Source organism: Amycolatopsis acididurans (assembly GCF_012328925.1).
GTDB lineage: Bacteria > Actinomycetota > Actinomycetes > Mycobacteriales > Pseudonocardiaceae > Amycolatopsis_E > Amycolatopsis_E acididurans.
In genome coordinates this window covers 630,260-648,612 of the sequence record NZ_JAAXLS010000001.1, presented here as the reverse complement: position 1 = coordinate 648,612, position 18,353 = coordinate 630,260, and the positions used below count along the sequence as shown (strand labels likewise).

Here is an 18,353-nt window from a genome sequence, read left to right as displayed (position 1 = left end):
AGAAGGAACATACGGCCGAACGGCAGGTTCTGGACCGACACTAATATGGTTAGACCCCAAAAAAGTCAACGCCGCTGCCAGACCGGGGACCGCTTCTCCCGGAACGCCCGAACCCCCTCCACCAGATCCTCGGTGGTGAACGCCAGTGCGAGCTGTGCCCGCAGCACGTCGAGCGCCTCGCGCAGCCCGAGATCGCGCGTCGTGTCGAGCGCGTCCTTGCCCAGCTTCATCAGCAGTGGCGATTTCGCGGCCACCCGGTGCGCCCAGTCGCGCACGGTGTCGTCGAATCCGGCCGCGGGCACGACCTTGTTCACGAACCCGAGTTCCGCGGCCTCGTGCGCGGAGATCGTGTCGCCGAGCATCATCAGCTCGTTGGCCTTCATCCTCGGCACGTTGCGGTAGATCAGTGCGGAGATCATGAACGGGAACGCGCCGACGTTGATCTCCGGGCAGCCGAAGCGCACCGTTTCCTTGGCCAGCACCAGATCGCACGCGAGCGCGAGCCCGAAGGCGCCGGCCAGCACGTCGCCGCCCGCCGCGCAGATGACCGGTTTGCCGAGGGCGGCGATCGTCGTGAACAACCGGGGAAAGCGGTCGAGGCCGGCGTATTTCGTGATCGGCGGCCGTTGGTCGGCGAACGCCTTGAGATTCCCGCCCGAGGAGAACACGCGCTCGTGCGAGGACTCCAGCACCACGACGCGCACGGCGTCGTCGTCGCGCGCCCCTTCGAGCGCGCGCAACAGCCCGTCGAGCAGTTCATCGCTCAGCGCGTTGCGCGTCGCCGGATCGTCCAGCGTCACGAACGCCGCACCGTGCTCGTCGACCCGGTAGCGGATCATGGAAACCCCTTCACTGATGGTCGAGGACGACCTTGCCGAAGCCGCCGCCCTGTTCGAGGTATTCGTGCGCCGCGGCCGCCTCGTCCAGCGGAAACGACCGGTCGATCACCGGCGGCGCGATCGCGTGCTCGGCCAGCAGCGCGAGCAGTCCCGCGAAGTCGCGCGGACTGCCCATCGTCGTGCCGAGCAGGCTGTACTGTCCGAAGTAGAACCGGCGCACGTCGAGCGGCGCCTGCTCGGCCCGCGACGCGCCGAGCACCACGAGCCTGCCGCCGGGTTTGAGCGCGTCGAGCGAATCCTGCCACGTGCCCACCGAATCGAGCACGACATCGAAACCGCCTGACACAATGGCTTTCGCCGCGCGAGGCCAGCCCGGTTCGGTGTAGAGCACCCCATCGCGTGCGCCGAGTTCGCGCGCCTGCTCGATCTTGCGCTCCGATGACGACGTGACGACCACGGTCGCGCCGATCCCGGCGGCCAGCGTCACCGCCATCGTCGCCACTCCCCCGCCCGCCCCGAGCACCAGCAGCGATTCCCCGGCGCGAAGCCGGGCCCTGGCGAACAAGGCACGGAACGTGGTCAACCCGACCAGCGGCAGCGCCGCCGCCTGCGCCCAGTTGTAGCCGCGCGGTTTCGGCAGGACACATTCGGCGGGGACGCGCACCGCCTCGGCGTAGGTGCCGGGACGGTGGTCACCCAGGATCTCCCAGCCGCGAGCCGGAAAGGACTCGTCCTCACCCCACCACAGCGAGGGCACGATCAGCACCTCGTCGCCGGTGTCGGCACGCACGCCTGCGCCGTCGGCGCCCGGCACGTGCGGCAACGGCGAGCCGTACCTGCCCTGCCGCACCAGGACGTCGTGCCAGTTGAGCGCGCTCGCCCGCAGGTTGATCCGCACCCAGCCCGGCTCGTCGACCGGGCCGGGGATCTCCTCCGGCCGGAGGTTTCCCGCCGGACCGAACTCACGCAGCACGATCGCCCGCACACCAGCCTCCTCAATTCGGTCAGACCATTGTACCTTAAGTCGGACGGGGTGCGGTTTCAAGAGGCGTTACGAGTCGCCCATGGTCAGGCGGAGGTACTGGGAGATGGCCTCCGCGCGGTTCTCGACGCAGAGCTTGCGCAGAATCCGCTTCACATGGGACTTCACGGTCCCGCCCGCGATCACGAGCTCGTCGGCGATGCGGTTGTTGGTCGCGCCGGTGGCCATCAGCGCGAGCACCTCCAGCTCCCGGCTGGTGAGCAGCGATTCGAGCGCCGCGGTCGATCGCGCGGGCAGCCGCACGGGCCGGGTGGGGCTGTCGGGCGCCCGCCGGGTCAGCTCGATCTCCGCCGAGGCGAGGTCGTCGAGCACGTCCTCGACGGTGCGCATCGCCGCGCGCACCTGTTCCCGCTGCTCGCGCAGCCTGCCGAGCAGCACCGCGCGCTCGAAGATCTGGCCGAAGCCCACGGCGAAGGCCCACAGCACGTCGCGGTCCAGCGGAGTCACCGGCTCGGCCAGGTAGTCCGCGTGCAGGAACCCGATCACCCGGCCGGTCGGCATGAGCGGCGCGGCCACGTACGACGTGAGCGAGGACGCCTGCAGGAGCGGCTGGTACACGCGTGGATCGTGGTCCGGATCGGTCACCAGAGCCGGTTCGTGCCTGCGCACCATCTCGGTTTCCAGCAGCATGTTGCCCAGCTGGATCTCCGGCACCGTCCGCAGCCATTGCCGGAACGCTCGTTCAGGGTCGCGGTCGCCGACCGCGTAGCTCTTCCACGGCCGCCACAGCGAGCCCTCGACACGCGAGAGCAGTACCCGGTCGAAGCCGCATCCCTCGACCACCGCCTCGCACACCCGATCGAGCAACTCGTCGGGCTCGTGCACGTGGCGTAGCTTCGCCAGTGCCGCGTCGAGCACGTCCAGCCGCCGCAGCCGCTCGCCCATCCGGAATTCGCGCACCTCGTGGCGCAGCGCGTAGGTCCGCGCCAGCAGGCCGCCCACCTGGGCCGATCCCTCGCCACCCGCGGAGAGCAACTCGGTGAGCTGGCCGACCACGACGGCCAGCGCCGCGTCGAGCGAGGTCAGGTCCCCGCCCTCGGCGGCGGGCGTGCCGGTCAGCGGCGCGCTCTCGTTCAGCAGCTTCCTGGCGCGGGCCGTCAGCTCCGCGCGACGGCTCGCCCCGGCGGCCCGCTCTGTTCGCACCTCGTCGTGCCTTTCCGATCCGCTCCCGGCTGTAGTCAGCAGAATAACGATCGTTCACGGTCTTGTGCTAGGTTTTCCTGGTGGACAGGGACCGTAAGATCCTGGATACGGCCGCCGCGGTCTTCTTCGAGAAGGGCTTCCACGGGGTCGGGGTCGACGAGCTCGGCAAGCGCGCCGGGCTGAGCGGGCCGGCGCTGTACCGGCATTTCTCGGGCAAGGACGAGATACTGGCCGCGTTGTTCAACGAGGCGCTCGACGAGCTGCTGTCGGCCACCGCGCCGGTCTACGACGAACCGGAGCGCGACCTCGACCGGCTCATCCGGCACCACGTGAACTTCACGGTCAATCACCGGCATCTGGTCAACGTCTACCAGCGTGAGGACCGTTCGCTGGTCGATCCGTGGAAACGGCAGTTCGACCGCAGGCGCCGCCAGTACATCGCGCGCTGGGAGACGGCCGTGGCGCGCTGCTTTCCCGGGGCCGACAAGGCCGAGATCGCGGCCGGCACGCAGGCCTGCCTCGGGGTCATCTTCTCGGTGGCCTACTGGCCGACGTCGCTGGCCTCGACGCCGGCCCTGCCCGACCTGATCACAGGCTTCGCCGCGAACGGACTGTCTACTTTGGGCTCCCAAGTCGCCCGAAGCTGAACATCGCCGCCGCGATCCGCCGCTTCTGCAGTTCGTCCGAGCCCTCGGTGATGCGGTAGCGGCGGTGGTGCCGGTAGATGAACTCGAACGGCTTGTGCCGCGTGTAGCCGACGCCACCGTGAATCTGCATCGCACGGTCCGCGGCCTCGCACGCGAGCTGGTTGCCGCGGTAGTTGACCATCGCGACCTTGTCGCTCACGCCGGTCTTGCCCAGCTCGTCCATCAGCCACGCCGTCTTGTACAGGGTGTTGCGCACGAGCTCGGCTTCGGTCTGCAGTTCGACGAGCTGCCACTGGATGCCCTGGTGCTCGTGCAGCGGCCTGCCGAACACGACGCGCTCCTGCGCGTAGCGCGCGCTCTCGTCGATGCAGAACTGCGCCGCGCCCAGCGACGAGGCCGCCTGCCGGATCCGGTTCTCGTGCACGAACAGCTGCGCGCAGTCCAGGCCCCGCCCCACCTCTCCCAGGACCGCGCCGGAAGGCACCCGCACGCCGTCGAGCCGGACCTCGGCGTGGTCGCTGGGCATATTGAAGGTCCAGTGGTAGTACGGGATCTCGAAGCCGGGCGCGTCCGTCGGCACGAGGAAGGCCGTGATGCCCGCGGCCTTGCCCGGCTCGCCGGAGGTTCGCGCGAACACCAGGTCCACCTCGGCCACGTCGACCACGCTGTTGAACCGCTTCGCGCCCTCGATGATCCAGTCGTCACCATCGCGCCGTGCCGTCGTCTCCAGGTAGGTCGCGTCGCTGCCGTGCCCCGGTTCGGTGAGCCCGAACGCCATCTCGATCTCGCCGCGCACCAGCCGGTCCAGGTAACGCTCCCGCTGCTCCGGCGTGCCGTACTCGTGCAGCACGAGCGCCAGCGGGAGGTTCGCCACGACCGAGGCCTCGTGGGACAGTTCGGCGTGCAGCCCCGGTCCGCGACGGGCCAGGTGCTCGCGGATCACGGCCATCGCGAGGTTCGTGCCGTCGCGGCCGCCGAGCGCGGCCGGAAGCGGATACCGGTAGAAGCCCGCCGCGTCGGCTCGCCGCCGCGCCTCGCCCATCAGCTCACGCCACTGCCGGGTGGGGATGCCGCCGCGGTCCACGTCGGTGCGGCTGAACTCCCGGCGGTGGTCGAAGAACTCCGGGTTCGCGGCCTCCAGCGGCCGGATCTCGGCGTCGATGAAGGTGTCGAGATCTTTCACGAACTGTTCGACATCGCTGGGAATGGACCACTCCATGGCGCGGGCCTCTCGTCGTCTTGAGGATTGCCCCGCCACGGTAGGAATTCCAGGCTCGTCGAAGCTCGTGGCGCGCTCGCGGGCAGTGTGGACTTCTCCAGTCGCCTGCCCGCACGTCCGGGGCCCGGCGCGGGGGCCGTGATTGGGTCGGGGCATGGTGACTTTCGAGAGCATCGCGGCGATGCGGGAGTGCGTCGGTGACGTGCTGGGCACGAGTGCGTGGCACGAGGTGACGCAGCAGCGCATCGACGCGTTCGCCGCGGCGACCGACGATTTCGAGGACATTCACGTCGATCCGGAGCGCGGCAGGCAAGCCGGGCTCGGCGGCACCATCGCGCACGGGCTCTACACGCTCTCGCTCGGACCCAAGTTCCTGTACGAGATCTACGCGATGCAGGGCTATTCGCTGGCGCTCAACTACGGCTACGACAAGGTTCGCTGGCTCACGCCGGTACCCGCGGGCGGCCGCGTGCGCATGACCGCCACGCTCGCCGGCGCCAAGGAGATCCCCGGTGGCACCCGGTTCACGCTCACGCAGACCTTCGAGCTCGAAGGGGCGGCGAAACCGGCCTGTGTCGCGGACTCCGTTGTCGCCTACTTCGACTGATCGAGCGCGGTGTGCCCGCGTTCGACGACCGCGGCGAGGCTCGCGGCGGCGGTGACCAGATGGGGGTCCGGCTCCTCGCGGCGGCGGTTGCGCTTGACGAACACGGCGATGGTCGCCGCGGTCTTGTAGTAGCAGTAGGCGAGGAACCAGCCGAGCGCGGCGGGCTCCTTGCCGCCGGCGTCGAGATATCCGTCCAGCAGGCGCGGGAGCGCGGGCATGCCGGTGCCCGCCTTCCGGTCCGCCTCGCCGCGTTGCTCGTGGAACCGGTGCCGGGGATCGGTGTGCATCAGCAGCCACGCCAGGTCGGTGCGGGGATCGCCGACGGACCAGATCTCCCAGTCGATGATCGCGCGCAGATACTCGCCGGTGAACAACATGTTCGCGAGCCGGTAGTCGCCATGGACCACGGTCGGCACGGCACCCTCCGGGATTCCGCTCGCCAGACGGGCGTGCAGGTCCGCGTGGCCGGGTGCGATCCCGTCCTCGACCGTGGCGAGGAGTTTCGCCCAGCGGTCCAGTTCGTCCCGCAGCGGGATCGGCTCCTCGTCCGGCGGCGGCACCTGCTGCAGGCGCGCCAGTGTGCGTGCCGCGGCCAGGGCGCGCGCGGTCACGGTATCCGGGGTCGGCGGGTCGCCGGTGACGTCGAGGTGCGGTTCGTAGGACTGGCCCGCCTCGAAGGTCATCGCGAACAGCGGCGGCATCGCGGCGTCCTCGCCGAGCACCGCGGGTACCGGGACGCCGGTACCGGCCAGCAGCCGCAGGATGCGCGCCTGCCGGAGCACGTCGCGGTTCTTCACCGGCGCCAGTCCCGGCGGCGCGACCTTCACGACGATGTGCCTGTCCGGCTGGACGGTCGCGGCGAAGGTGAGGCTGGAGACGCCTCCCGGCAGCGGCCGCAGGCCACCGACTTCGCTGCCGGGCCAGAAGGCGCGCAGCCGCGCGAGGAGTTCGTTCTCATCGAGCACCTTCGCAGCGTGCTGGCTGCTGCTGTCCGGGGCAAGGATCCGGGGACGGGTCGCTGGAGATCTCCACAGTCATCGGCCGCGGCGGGCTCGATCGCCGGGTTTCGCCTGTGTTAGAAGCGAACCATGAACCGTTTCAGTCTCGAGGGCAAGGTCGCCGTCGTCACGGGTGCCTCGTCCGGTCTCGGCGCCGCGTTCGCCGCCGCACTGGCGGAGGCGGGTGCCGACGTCGCCATCGGCGCCCGGCGTACGGACCGGCTGGCCGAGACCGCGGCCGTGATCGAGAAAACGGGTCGCTCGGTGATCGCCCGGCGGACCGACGTGACCCGCATCGAGGACTGTGACGCCCTCGTCGCCGCCGCGATGGCCGGGTTCGGGCGCGTCGACGTGCTCGTGAACAACGCGGGCACGGGCGGGAAGTACTTCCCGGCGACCGACGATCCGCCGGAGCATTTCCGCTCGGTGGTGGACCTCAACCTGTTCGGCGCCTACTGGATGGCGCAGGCGTGCGGCCGGGTGATGGGCGCGGGCTCGTCGGTCATCAACATCTCCAGCGTGATGGCGGTGACGACCGCCAAGATGCCCGCCGCCGGCTACAGCGCGAGCAAGGCCGCGATCCTCGGGCTCACCCGCGATCTCGCGGCGCAATGGGGTTCACGTGGAATCCGGGTCAACGCGCTGCTGCCCGGAGTCTTCCCCACCGAGGCCACGGCCGACTACAGCGAGAACTACAAGCGCAAGGTCATCGACGCGAAGATCCCGCTGGGACGCATCGGCGATCCGGCCGACATCGCGGCCACGGCGGTGTTCCTGGCCAGCGACGCCGCCGCCTACATCACCGGCGTGAGCCTTCCCGTGGACGGCGGCGTGCTGATCAACTAGCGCATCCGCACCACGACCTTGCCCAGCGCTTCCCGCCGCTCGATCAGTTCCAGCGCCTCGGCGCCCTGTTCCAGCGGCAGGACGTGCCCGACGACCGGACGGATGTGTCCCTCGGCCGTCAGCCGCTCCAGCTCGCCGGCCAGGGTGCGGGCGATGCGCGGGAAACGCCGGACGTACGGGTCCAGCGCCACCCCGACGACGCTCAGGTCCCGCAGCAGCAGACGGTTCACCTTCACGGTCGGGATGGAACCGCCGGCGAAACCGACCACCGCCAGGCGTCCGCCGACGTCGAGGCAGCGCAGCGAATCGGTGAACCGGTCGCCGCCGACGGGATCGACCACGACCTGCACGCCGTGCCCGCCGGTCAGCTCGCGCACCTGCTCCAGCCAGTCGTCGCCGCTGCGCACGACGTCCTCGGCACCGGCCTCGCGCGCGACCCGTTCCTTGTCCGAAGTGGACACCACGGCGATCGGGCGCGCGCCAAGGGCCCGCACCAGCTGGATGGTCGCGGTGCCGACACCGCCCGAGGCGCCGTGCACCAGCACGTCCTCACCCTTGTCCAGGCCCACGCGGTGCAGCGTGAACCACGCGGTCGAGTAGTTGAGGTGCAGTGCCGCGCCCGCCACGAAATCCATCGAGTCCGGCAGGCGCACGGTGTAGTCCGGCAAACCGAGCGCGCGTTCGGCCATCGCGCCCCAGATGGTCAGGCTCGCGACCCGGTCTCCCGGCGCGAAGCCCGATCCTTCCGGCGCCTCCAGCACGACACCGGCGACTTCTCCCCCGGCGACGTAGGGCACCGGTTCCACGTGCTGATACCGCCCGCGAGTCTGCAGCAGGTCCGGAAAGGACACTCCGGCGGCGTGCACCTCGATGAGCAGCCGCTCGCCGCCGGTCCAGGGATGAGCGCCGGACGGCTCGTCGAATTCGGTCACGGCGCCGCCGCGCGGCCCGGTCAGTTCGGTGATCACGAAGGCCCGCATGCTCAGCTCCGCACCATCGACGAGGTCACCGACCGTGTGTTCAGGCTGTCGCCGCCGTCGACGGTCAGGATCTGCCCGGTCACCCGCCCGGCGGTCGGCGAGGCGAAGAAGCCCACCGCGTCGGCGATGTCCTCCGGATCGACCAGTCCGCCGGGCATGCTCTCGGTCCACGCGTCCACGATGTCGCGTGGCATCGACAGCACGCCGGAGCTCGCCGTCATGCCCGGCAGGACGGCGTTCGCAGTGATGCCCAGCCCGATGTTCTCCGCCGCCACGGTCTTGACCATGCCGAGCAGCCCGGCCTTGCTGGTGCTGTAGGAAACCTGGCCCGGCAGTCCCCGCGTCCCCGCGGTGCTGGACACGATCACGATCCGGCCGAACTTCCGCTCGCGCATCCCGGTCAGGCAGGCCTGCAGGACGCGGAACGTGCCGGTGAGGTTGACCGCGAGATCCTTCTGCCAGCGTTCGAGCGAGAACCGGTGCGCGGAGCCGAACATCGTGGTGAGACCGGCGTTTCCGACGTAGACGTCGATGTCGTCGAGCACCGGCAGCTCGTCGTTGGCGATGTCGGCCTGGTAGGTGCATCCGGGTTCGCGGTCCAGCGTCACGACCTCCATCCCGGCGGCGCGCAACCGCGCGACGATCGCCTCCCCGATCCCGCCTTCGCGGGCCGCGCCCGTCACCAATGCCTTCACGCTGTTTTCCTTCCCTCCTGGTCGGTCCCGCCGTCGGCGAACGACGGCAGTGCGGGGTGTCCCTGGAGCCGCAGTACGAGCAGCGCGGTCTGCACGCTCAGCTGATCGGCGGGATCGGCCGCCACATCGAACCCGGTCGCCGAGCGCACCCGGCCCAGGCGCAGCCGCACCGTGTTCTCGTGCACGCCGAGCCGTACCGCTGAGGCCCGGACGCTGCGCCCGCATTCGAAGTACTGCTGCAACGTCCACAGCAGATCCGAGGCGTCGCCGGAAAGCAACGGGCCCAGCACGTCGTCGATGTAGGAACGCACAGCGGTGACCGCGCTGTTGGCGACGAACAGCCGCGCGGGCCCGAGGTCGTCGACGGCCAGCACGCGCGGCGACGAGGGCCCGACGAACCGGTCGATGCACTGCGCGACCTCCCGCGCCTCGCGGTAGGCACGGGCCAGGGCGGTGGCCTCGCAGACCGAGGACACCCCGACCACGACGTCCTCGGTGATCACCCGGCGCACGGCCGCCTTCACCCGGCCGACCATCGCGACCGCGCTGACCTCCGGCGGGGTTTCGATGAGCAGCAGCACACCGTCCGAACCGCGGGTGCCCAGCACCTCGACCCCGAGCGCCTGGCCGACCCCGTCGGCGAGGCGCTCGTCGTCGGCGGCGTGCATGACGTAGGCGAGGATACGCCGCACATCGATGCTCACGCCCAGGTATTCGGCACTGCTGCGCAAGTCGTCCACAGTGGACGAACCCTTGACCAGCTGGCGTGCGAGCGAGGAGCGCGCGTTCCACGCCACGGCGGCGACGCGGCGCTGGATGGCGAACTCGGTCCCGGCCAGTTCGGCGGTCCGGCGCGCGACGAACTCGTCGAACGGGGTGAGCACCGCCGGATGTTCGGCGAGCACGAGCCAGCCGAAGTTCCCCGCGGGCGCGACGACGTGCCTTCGGGCCGGGCCGCCCCACCGGGCGGGCACCACGGTGACCTCACCGGGCGCGCCGAGCTCTGCGGGCGAGGGCACCCGGATCCGGGCCGGGCCGGCCGACGCGACGAGCCGGTGCTGCGCGTCGAACAACGCCGTCACCTTGCCCGTGAGGTCCGCGCAGGCCCGCACCAGCCCGGACAGCCCGCCGCCGGCCAGCTTGCCCAGCCGCCGCTCGGCGGTGGACTCGGCGATCGCGATCCCGGCGAAGTCGGCGTACGCGGCGAGCTGGCCGAGCAGCGTGCCGGAGACCTCCGCGGCCGACGGGTCTTCCAGCACCAGAACGTGCTGTGCCCCAACGGGAACCGCGACGAGCGTGGCGGTGTTCGCGCGCGGTACCCGGCTCCCCCGCGTGCGGGCCTCGGCGCCGGACATGACCGCGGGCGCGCTCTGCCGCAGGACCGGGTCGGCGGGATCGCGGGCGAGCAGTCTGCCGTGTGCGAAGCCCGCGAGCACGCAGGCCTGGGTGACCGCCGCGTCGATCACCGCGATTTCCGGGCGATCTCGTCGCGCAGCACGTGCTTGCGTACCTTGCCGGTGGCCGTCATCGGCAGTTCGCCGAGCAGTTCGAGCCGTTCCGGCAGCTTCGGTGTGGCCACGTCGCGCTCGCGCAGGTAGCCGGTCAGATCCTCCAGCGCCGGCCGCGCACCTTCGGTCGGGACGACGCAGGCGCAGACGCGTTCGCCGAGCCGCTCGTCCGGCATGCCGACCACGGCGACGCTCGCGACCGCCGGATGCTCGGCCAAAAGCTCCTCCAGTTCACGCGCGCTAATGTTGAGCCCGCCGCGAATGATGATGTCCTTGAGCCGTCCCGTGACACGGACGTACCCGTCGTCGTCCATCACGCCCAGATCCCCCGATCGCGAGAACCCGTCGGGGGTGAACAACGCCTGTGTCTGTTCGGGATCGCGGTAGTAGCCGAGCATGTGGCTCGGCCCGCGATAGGCGATGTCGCCCTCGGTGCCGCGCGGAACTTCCGCGCCCAGTTCGTCCACCACCTTCACCGCGGCGCCGGCGATCGCCGAACCGTCGGAGGTGGCCGAACGCTCCGGCGGATCGTCCACAGTGCACATCGTGGTCAGGAAGTTCTCGGACCGGCCGTACAGGCTCAGCACCCGGCAGCCCGGGAACTGCTCCCCTGCCCGGCGCACGATCGCACCGGGGATGGGCGAGCCCGCACACACCCACACCCGCAGGCTGCTCGCGTCGTGCCGGTCCTGGTCGTAGGCCGCCATCAGCATCTGCAGGAACGGTGTCGCCGTCACCGCGACGGTGCAGCCGTGCTTGGCGATGCGCTGCCATCCCTCGTGCGGCTCCCACACCTCCATCAGGTGCGAGGACGCGCCCGCGAGCAAGGGCAGCACGAGGCTGGTCACCAGTCCCGTGCTGTGCGTGACCGGCGAGGGACCGAACTGCACGTCGTGCTCGTCGTAGCCGACGCTGCGTGCGATGGCCGCGGCGCTGGCGCGCACGGTGTTGAAGGTGTGGAAGCAGCCCTTCGGCCGCGAGGTGGTGCCCGAGGTGTAGACGATCAGGAAGGCGTCGTCCGGCGAGGGCCGGTCCCCGGGGTTTCCCGCCGGGGCGGCGAGCAGGTCCTCGAAGCGCACCGCGCCCGTGCCGCGCACCACCACCAGGTGGTCCAGATCGGGACAGGACTCGCGCAGCCCGGCGAACATGTCCAGGTGCCGGAAGCCCTTGAACTCCTCGCACGTGATCGCGACCTTGGCGCCGGAATGCCGGACCACGTAGCCGACCTCGCCGGCGCGGTAGATGGGCATGATCGGCACCAGGATCGCGCCGAGCCGCGCCGTCGCGACCGCGATGAGCAGGAACTCGGTCCAGTTCGGCAGCTGCACGGCGATGCGGTCCCCCGCACCGACGCCGAGCCCGGCCAGGCCCGCCGCGAGGCGCTCACCCCGTTCGCGCAGGTCCGTGTACGTCAGCGAGGTGGTGGCGTCGGTGGCGAACACCTTCTCGCCGTGACGTCGCGCCTGCGTCTCCACCAGTTCGAACAGACCCTCCTGGCGCCAGAAGCGGGCCGCGTAGAACGCGCGGATCTCCTCGTCGGAGTACCGGTCCCGGACTGTCGTCTGCGACATCAGCATGCCCTCTCGACCGTCGTTGGTGGCTCAGGTCACACCTCTATGGATCGCAATTTATAATGGTAAGACCAAATTAGCAAGGGGTGCGGTCGACGTTCTCCCGGTGGACGGCGAGGAACTCGCGCAGCGCCGCACGGTCCTGCTCGCGGATGGCGACCAGCAGGTTGCCGTGCGCTTCCAGGGCGTGTCCGACCAGCTCCGCATGCCCGCTGGTGTAGGCGGCGCGCGTGATCGCCCCGCGCAACAACGCGAGGATCGACTCGTACATCCCAGCCAGAACCGGAATGCGCGACGCCCGCGCGATGGTGTGGTGGAAGCGCATCGTGGCTTCCAGATAGCCGCGTGCGTCCTCGCGGGCCGCCGCCATGTCGTGCAACGCCCATTCCATCGCGCGCACGTCCTCGGGAGTGGCCCGTTCCAGCGCGACGCCGGCGAACAGTTCGTCGAGCCGGACCCGCGCCTCGAACAGCTCGGCCGGATCGGCCACCGCCGGTGCGAACCAGACGTCGAGCGCACCGAGCCGCACCTGCGCAGGCTGCGCGGCGACGAACACCCCGCCGTTGACGCCGGGCCGCACCTCGACCAGGCCCCGCTCGCGCAGGATGTGCAGCGCCTCGTTCATCACCGAGGGGCTCACCGCGAACCGGTCGATCAGCTCGGTGCGCAGCCCGATCCTGCTTCCGGTGGGCAGTGCCCGCGCGAGGACCTCGTCCTGCACGGACTCGGCCAGCCAGGAGGCGCGGGAGCGGCGGCCGTCCTCGGTCATCGCCCGATTCTATCTGTCCTTTTGCGACTTTCCGAGGCGTCTGCGGCCGCATTCCGGGGTATTTCCCTCTCCCCAAAGGGAGATCTGGCCCGTCACCGCCTTGAATCGTGCATGAACAATTCCTAGCGTTCGTGCGCAGAGGAGGACGCCGATGTCCCTGATCGATCTGCACACGCACGCGATCGCACCCGACCTCGCCGCGGTGCCCGGCGATCACCGCTGGCCCACCACGCACCCGACCGGGCCGGCCGGTGCCGAACTCCGGGTGGGCGGGCGGTGGTACCGCGATCTGGACGAACGGTGCTGGTCGGCCGAAGCCCGCCTGCGCGACATGGATGCCGAGGGCGTCGCCGTGCAGGTGCTTTCTCCGGTTCCGGTGACGTTGTGCCACGACGCTCCCGCGGCCGGGGCGGCCGAAATCGCGCGATGCCAGAACGACTTCCTCGCCGGTCTCGCTGCCGTCGCGCCGAACCGGTTCCGCGCACTCGGGGCCGTGCCGTTGCAGGCCCCGGACACCGCGATCGCGGAACTGCGGCGGTGCCTGGATCTCGGTTTCGCGGGCGTGGAGATCGGGACCCGTGTCGGCGACCGCGAGCTGACCGATCCGCTGTTCGCGCCGTTCTTCGACGCCGCCGAGGCTTCGGGCGCGGTCGTCTTCGTGCACCCGGTGGACGAGACCGTGGATCCGCGGGTCACCGCGGCGGGACTGACCTTCGGGGCCGGGATGCCGGGCGAGACAGGTATCGCCGGGGCCGGGCTGGTCACCTCGGATCTGCTGGTGAAGCGTCCGGACCTGCGGATCGTGCTGGCGCACGGCGGCGGGTCGCTGCCCTGCCTGCTGCCGCGCCTGGACGTCGGCGCACGGCTGCGCGGGGCCACCCGCCCGGCACCGACCACCCTGGCGCGCACCCTGTTCTGCGATTCGCTGACCTACGACGCGCCGGGGCTGCTGCTGGCGGCTCACCGGTTCGGCTCCGATCACGTCGTCCTCGGCACCGACTATCCCTTCAGTGCCAGGGAAAACCCGCCAGGCCACGTGCTCGCCGACGTCGAACCGGACCTGCGGGCCGCGATCGGATACGAAACCGCCCGCCGACTGCTGGGAGTGTCATGAGCGACGTACTCGGCCTCGGGCTGACCCACTATCCACTGCTGGCAGGCACCGACGAGCACATGGCCGGGCTGCTGCGCTGGACGCTGCGAGATCCCGGTATTCCCGCCGAGTGCAAGGATCCCGCGTCCTGGCCCGAGTTGATGCGCCGCGAATGGGACACAGACGGTGGGATCGCCGCGGCCGCGGGGCACCGGGCCGTCCTGCGGGAGGGACTCGCCCGCTGCCGCGACGCGCTGGACGAGTTCGAGCCCGACCTGCTCGTCGTGTGGGGCGACGACCAGTACGAGAACTTCCGCGAGGAGGTCGTGCCGCCGTTCTGCGTGCTGGCCTACGGCGACCTCGAGGTGCACCCGTTCGAGCTGATGAACCAGCGCGGCAGCCCGAACGCGTGGGGCCTGCCCGACGACCTGACGTTCACCCTGCACGGCAACGAGAACGCGGCGCGGCGGCTGGCCGACGACCTGATCCAGGCCGGGTTCGACATGGCCTACTCCTACCGCAAACGCGAGGGCACGAACTTCCCGCACGCGATCCTCAACACGCAGCTGTTCCTCGACTACGAGCACGCGGGCACCGAATTCCCCTATCCCATCGTGGGAATCACGGTCAACTGCTACGGCGAGCACGCGATCGCGCGGCGCGGCGGGCTGGCCCGCTTCGCCGACATTTCCACCGAACGGCTCGACCCCGCCGGCCCCTCCCCCGCGCGCTGCTTCGAACTCGGCCGCGCCGTCGCGCGCGCGGTGCGCGACACGGGCAAGCGCGTCGCGTTCGTCGCGTCCTCCAGCTGGTCGCACGCGTTCCTCAACGACAAGGACTGGCACCTGCGTCCCGACACCGCCGCCGATCAGCGCCTCTACGACGCGCTGGTGCGCGGCGACTACGAGACCTGGACCGCGGTGACCGGCAAGGAGATCGTCGAAGCGGGTCAGCACGAGATGCTCAACTGGTTCTGCCTGCTCGGCGCCGTCGCCGAAGAGGATCTGCGCCTGACCTGGTCGGACTTCGTCGCCACCGATGTCTTCAACTCCAACAAATGCTTCGCCATCTTCGAAAGGAGGCACGCGTGACGGTCACCTCCGACAGCGCACTGCACGCAGGGTCCTTTGTGGACGCCGCGGGAATCCGGACGCACTACCACGGGGCCGGGGCGGGCGAGCACGTCCTGCTGCTGCACGGCTCGGGGCCCGGGGTGTCGGCCTGGGCCAACTGGCGGCTCAACCTCGGGCCGCTGGCCGAGCGGTTCCACGTGCTCGCACCGGACGTCGTGGGCTACGGCGGCACCGAGCGGCCCGCGGACATCCGGTATTCGCTGCGCACCTGGACCGATCACGTGTGGCGGTTCCTGGACGCGCTGGGCATCGAGCGGACCTCGGTCATCGGCAACTCACTCGGCGGCCGGATCGCACTGGCCATGGCCGAGGACCATCCGGAGCGGCTCGACCGGCTGGTGCTCATGGGTGCTCCCGGCGTGGGCATGACGATCACCGACGGGCTGAGGGCGCTGCGTGCCTACGAGCCGTCGATGGAGGCGATGCGCGAGTTGCTCACCACGTACTTCGCCGTGGACAAGAGCATCATCACCGAGGACCTCGTGCGCACACGCTACGAGGCCAGCGCCGCGCCCGGCGCGCACGAGGCGTACCGGTCGATGTTCTTCGACCCCCGGCACGCGGGCAACGATCTCGGCATCACCGAGGAGCAGGTCGCCGCCGTCGAGCATCCGGTGCTGCTGGTGCACGGCCGCGAGGACAAGGTGGTGCCGGTGGAGGTCGCGTGGAACATGGTGCGCCTGCTGCCCGACGCCGATCTGCGCGTCTTCGCGCGGTGCGGGCACTGGACCCAGATCGAGCGGGCCGCCGACTTCAACGCCGAGGTCGGCCAGTTCCTCGCCGGGCGGGAGGATCGTCAATGAGCATCGTGGACACCCCCGTCGCCGCGACTGGTTCCCGTCACATCCACGACGGCACGCGCTTCCGGGTGCACCGGGCGACGATGACCGATCAGGGTGTCTATTCCGAAGAGCTGGCCAAGATCTTCGCCCGGTCGTGGTTGTACGTCGGGCACGAGTCCGAGGTGCGCGAACCCGGCGACTACGTGCGGCGGCCGGTCGGCGGGCGGCCGGTGTTCATGGTGCGCGGCCGCAAGAGCGGCGAGGTCAACGTCTTCCACAACACGTGCTCGCATCGCGGCGCCGTGGTGTGCCGCCGCGACCAGGGCAATGCCAAGATCTTCCAGTGCTTCTACCACGCGTGGACCTTCGACACCGAGGGCCGTCTCGTGGGCATGCCGGGCCGCGAGGCCTATGACGAGCCGGCGTTCGACGAGCTGGGGCTCGCGCCCGTCGCGAAGGTCGAGTCCTACCGCGGCTTCGTGTTCTGCTGTTTCGATCCGGGCGCAGCCGGCCTGACGGAGTATCTCGCCGGGGCACGTGAGTACCTCGATCTCGTCGTGGACGGCGCGGACGGCGACGTCGAGATCATCAAGGGCACCCAGCAGTACGGCATGGCCGCCAACTGGAAGCTGCTGGTGGAAAACAGCGTCGACGGCTACCACGCGGCGTCCACACACGACACCTACTTCAAGTATCTCGTCTCACTGGGCACCGATCTCTCGGTCGGGGTCTCCGGCGTGACGAAGGCACTGGGCAACGGGCACGCGGTACTGGAGTACGAGGCACCGTGGGGCAGGCCGATCGCGAAGTGGGAGCCCCTGTTCGGGGACGAGGCCAGGCCCGACATCGAGCGCCTGCGGGCCGGGCTGGCCCGCAAGTACGGCGAGGAACGCGCGCACCGCATCGCCGACCTCAACCGCAACCTGCTCATCTACCCCAACCTCGTGATCAACGACATCATGGCGGTCACCGTGCGCACGTTCATGCCCACCGGGGCGGCCGGCACCGACATCACCGCCTGGGAGCTGGCACCGCGCGACGAGCTGCCGCAGGTCCGGCAACGCCGCCTGGACAGCTTTCTGACCTTCCTCGGACCGGGCGGGTTCGCCACCCCCGACGACATCGAGGCGCTGGAGTCCTGCCAGCAGGGCTTTTCCAGCGGCGGCATCGAATGGAACGACGTCTCCCGCGGGATGAACCGCGATCCGCAGGCGACCGACGAGGAGCAGATGCGGGCGTTCTGGCGCCGGTGGCGCGCCGACATGGACACGGAGGTGACCCGGTGACCGTCACCCGCGCCGAGGTCGAGGACCTGCTCTACCTCGAGGCCGAACTGCTCGACCAGTGGCGGCTGGACGAATGGCTCGCGCTGTTCACCGACGACGCCCACTACGCCATCCCCTGCAACGACGATCCCGACGGCGATCCCGCGCGCGATCTGATGCTCATCGACGACAACCGGTTCCGCATGGGGGCGCGGGTCGAACGGCTCAACAGCCGCAAGGCGCATCGCGAATATCCGCATTCGAACACGCGGCACATGGTCACCAACGTCCGGCTGGGCGACTGGGAGGGCGACGAACTCCCGGTCCGGGCCTCGTTCGTGGTGTGGCGTTTCCGCGGTGACCGCGCCGCGGACTACGTGGGCCAGTACTTCCACCGGCTCGTGCGCCGCGACGGCGAACTGCGCATCCGGGCCAAACGGGTCGTGCTCGACATGACCGCGCTGCGGCCCGCCTTCGACGTGGCGATCGTCCTGTGAGCGGGCCCCTGTCCGGCCGCACCGCAGTGGTCACCGGCGGCGGCACCGGCATCGGGCGCGCGATCGCCGACCGGCTGCTCGCGGACGGCGCCCGGGTGCTCACCGCCGATCTCGCCGAAGACGGCGACCTGTCCGCACCCGATGTCGCGGAAACCCTGCGCGACAAGGCGATCGGCACGTTCGGCGCGGTGGACGTCCTCGTCAACAACGCCGGCGGCGGAGTCATCAGGCCGACACTGGAACACACCGAGCAAACCCTGCGGGCCACGATCGACAACAACCTGTGGACCACACTGCGGTGCTGCCTGGCCTTCCTGCCGCACATGCGGTCCCGCCGCTACGGCCGCATCGTCAACATCGGCGCGGAGTCGGTGCGCAACGGCCTGACCGACCACGCCGTCTACAACGCGGCCAAGGGCGGGGTGCACGGCCTGACCACCGGCCTGGCCCGCGAGTTCGCGACCGACGGCATCACGGTCAACGTGGTGGCCCCCTCCTACACGCTGACGCCGGAACTGGCCCGTGCCCTCGACGACGGCACGGTGCCGCCGCGGCTGCACACCGTCGTCGAGGACGCGACCGCCCTGATCCCGATGGCCCGCCCCGCCCGGGTCGGCGAGATCGCCGCCGCCGTCGCCTACCTCGCCACCGACGCCGCGTCCTTCGTCACCGGCCAGGTCCTGAGCGTCAACGGCGGCAGCAGCATGTGCTGAGCGCGC

Annotated in this window: 19 protein-coding genes; 9 read left to right on the top strand and 10 right to left on the bottom strand. The window is 70.3% G+C overall.

Annotated features, from left to right (window positions below):
• Positions 1-65: 65 nt before the first annotated feature.
• From HFP15_RS03230 to HFP15_RS03220, 3 genes are all read right to left on the bottom strand, one after another.
• A complete protein-coding gene (locus tag HFP15_RS03230) occupies positions 66-839 on the bottom strand; it encodes an enoyl-CoA hydratase/isomerase family protein (RefSeq protein WP_168511133.1) in 774 nt (257 codons plus the stop codon).
• 10 nt (positions 840-849) lie between these two features.
• Positions 850-1,824: a zinc-binding dehydrogenase gene (locus HFP15_RS03225; protein WP_168511131.1), complete on the bottom strand. Its 975-nt coding sequence runs from the start codon at positions 1,822-1,824 to the stop codon at positions 850-852.
• Positions 1,825-1,890: 66 nt separating this feature from the next.
• The gene (locus HFP15_RS03220) at positions 1,891-3,024 is read right to left on the bottom strand and encodes a LuxR C-terminal-related transcriptional regulator (RefSeq protein ID WP_168511129.1); all 1,134 of its coding nucleotides are present in this window, start codon (positions 3,022-3,024) and stop codon (positions 1,891-1,893) included.
• Between the two features lie 80 nt (positions 3,025-3,104).
• Between HFP15_RS03220 and HFP15_RS03215 the strand changes: the two genes are divergently transcribed.
• Complete coding sequence (locus tag HFP15_RS03215; RefSeq protein ID WP_168511127.1) at positions 3,105-3,671, top strand: TetR/AcrR family transcriptional regulator; 567 nt, start codon at positions 3,105-3,107, stop codon at positions 3,669-3,671.
• On the opposite strand, the gene HFP15_RS03210 is transcribed toward HFP15_RS03215, so the two are convergent.
• Positions 3,640-4,890: an acyl-CoA dehydrogenase family protein gene (locus tag HFP15_RS03210; protein WP_168511124.1), complete on the bottom strand. Its 1,251-nt coding sequence runs from the start codon at positions 4,888-4,890 to the stop codon at positions 3,640-3,642. The genes HFP15_RS03215 and HFP15_RS03210 overlap by 32 nt on opposite strands.
• Positions 4,891-5,044: 154 nt before the next feature.
• Between HFP15_RS03210 and HFP15_RS03205 the strand changes: the two genes are divergently transcribed.
• Positions 5,045-5,497, top strand: coding sequence for a MaoC family dehydratase (locus tag HFP15_RS03205; protein ID WP_168511122.1), 453 nt, complete (start codon positions 5,045-5,047; stop codon positions 5,495-5,497).
• Here the strand turns inward: HFP15_RS03205 and HFP15_RS03200 are convergent.
• On the bottom strand, positions 5,485-6,462 hold the full coding sequence (locus HFP15_RS03200; RefSeq protein ID WP_168511120.1) for a phosphotransferase family protein: 978 nt from the start codon (positions 6,460-6,462) through the stop codon (positions 5,485-5,487). The genes HFP15_RS03205 and HFP15_RS03200 overlap by 13 nt on opposite strands.
• Positions 6,463-6,585: 123 nt before the next feature.
• Between HFP15_RS03200 and HFP15_RS03195 the strand changes: the two genes are divergently transcribed.
• Entirely contained in the window at positions 6,586-7,341 is a 756-nt protein-coding gene (locus HFP15_RS03195) for an SDR family NAD(P)-dependent oxidoreductase (protein WP_168511118.1), read from the top strand.
• Here HFP15_RS03195 and HFP15_RS03190 read toward each other — a convergent pair.
• The 5 genes from HFP15_RS03190 to HFP15_RS03170 form a co-directional block, all read right to left on the bottom strand.
• Positions 7,338-8,321, bottom strand: a complete 984-nt coding sequence (locus HFP15_RS03190; RefSeq protein ID WP_168511116.1) for an NADPH:quinone oxidoreductase family protein — start codon at positions 8,319-8,321, stop codon at positions 7,338-7,340. The two genes, HFP15_RS03195 and HFP15_RS03190, sit on opposite strands and share 4 nt — an antisense overlap.
• A gap of 2 nt (positions 8,322-8,323) precedes the next feature.
• Positions 8,324-9,016: an SDR family NAD(P)-dependent oxidoreductase gene (locus tag HFP15_RS03185; protein ID WP_210716633.1), complete on the bottom strand. Its 693-nt coding sequence runs from the start codon at positions 9,014-9,016 to the stop codon at positions 8,324-8,326.
• Positions 9,013-10,482 carry a helix-turn-helix domain-containing protein gene (locus tag HFP15_RS03180; protein ID WP_168511115.1) on the bottom strand — a complete coding sequence of 490 codons (1,470 nt, stop codon included), beginning with the start codon at positions 10,480-10,482 and terminating at the stop codon, positions 9,013-9,015. The genes HFP15_RS03185 and HFP15_RS03180 overlap by 4 nt, the downstream gene beginning before the upstream one ends.
• The gene (locus HFP15_RS03175) at positions 10,479-12,095 is read right to left on the bottom strand and encodes an AMP-binding protein (protein WP_168511113.1); all 1,617 of its coding nucleotides are present in this window, start codon (positions 12,093-12,095) and stop codon (positions 10,479-10,481) included. Before HFP15_RS03175 ends, HFP15_RS03180 begins: the two co-directional genes overlap by 4 nt.
• Before the next feature lie 76 nt (positions 12,096-12,171).
• Complete coding sequence (locus tag HFP15_RS03170; protein WP_168511111.1) at positions 12,172-12,864, bottom strand: FadR/GntR family transcriptional regulator; 693 nt, start codon at positions 12,862-12,864, stop codon at positions 12,172-12,174.
• A gap of 151 nt (positions 12,865-13,015) precedes the next feature.
• Here HFP15_RS03170 and HFP15_RS03165 point away from each other — a divergent pair, with 151 nt between their 5' ends.
• Genes HFP15_RS03165 through HFP15_RS03140 form a run of 6 tightly spaced genes read left to right on the top strand, consistent with a single transcriptional unit; the run spans position 13,016 to position 18,347 of the window.
• Positions 13,016-13,978, top strand: a complete 963-nt coding sequence (locus tag HFP15_RS03165) for an amidohydrolase family protein (protein WP_168511109.1) — start codon at positions 13,016-13,018, stop codon at positions 13,976-13,978.
• Complete coding sequence (locus HFP15_RS03160) at positions 13,975-15,048, top strand: DODA-type extradiol aromatic ring-opening family dioxygenase (protein WP_168511107.1); 1,074 nt, start codon at positions 13,975-13,977, stop codon at positions 15,046-15,048. Before HFP15_RS03165 ends, HFP15_RS03160 begins: the two co-directional genes overlap by 4 nt.
• Positions 15,045-15,893, top strand: coding sequence for an alpha/beta fold hydrolase (locus tag HFP15_RS03155; RefSeq protein WP_312871426.1), 849 nt, complete (start codon positions 15,045-15,047; stop codon positions 15,891-15,893). The genes HFP15_RS03160 and HFP15_RS03155 overlap by 4 nt, the downstream gene beginning before the upstream one ends.
• On the top strand, positions 15,890-17,158 hold the full coding sequence (locus HFP15_RS03150; protein WP_168511103.1) for an aromatic ring-hydroxylating oxygenase subunit alpha: 1,269 nt from the start codon (positions 15,890-15,892) through the stop codon (positions 17,156-17,158). Before HFP15_RS03155 ends, HFP15_RS03150 begins: the two co-directional genes overlap by 4 nt.
• Entirely contained in the window at positions 17,155-17,634 is a 480-nt protein-coding gene (locus tag HFP15_RS03145; protein WP_312871425.1) for an aromatic-ring-hydroxylating dioxygenase subunit beta, read from the top strand. The genes HFP15_RS03150 and HFP15_RS03145 overlap by 4 nt, the downstream gene beginning before the upstream one ends.
• Positions 17,631-18,347, top strand: a complete 717-nt coding sequence (locus HFP15_RS03140) for an SDR family NAD(P)-dependent oxidoreductase (protein ID WP_168511099.1) — start codon at positions 17,631-17,633, stop codon at positions 18,345-18,347. Before HFP15_RS03145 ends, HFP15_RS03140 begins: the two co-directional genes overlap by 4 nt.
• The last annotated feature ends 6 nt before the right edge of the window (positions 18,348-18,353 follow it).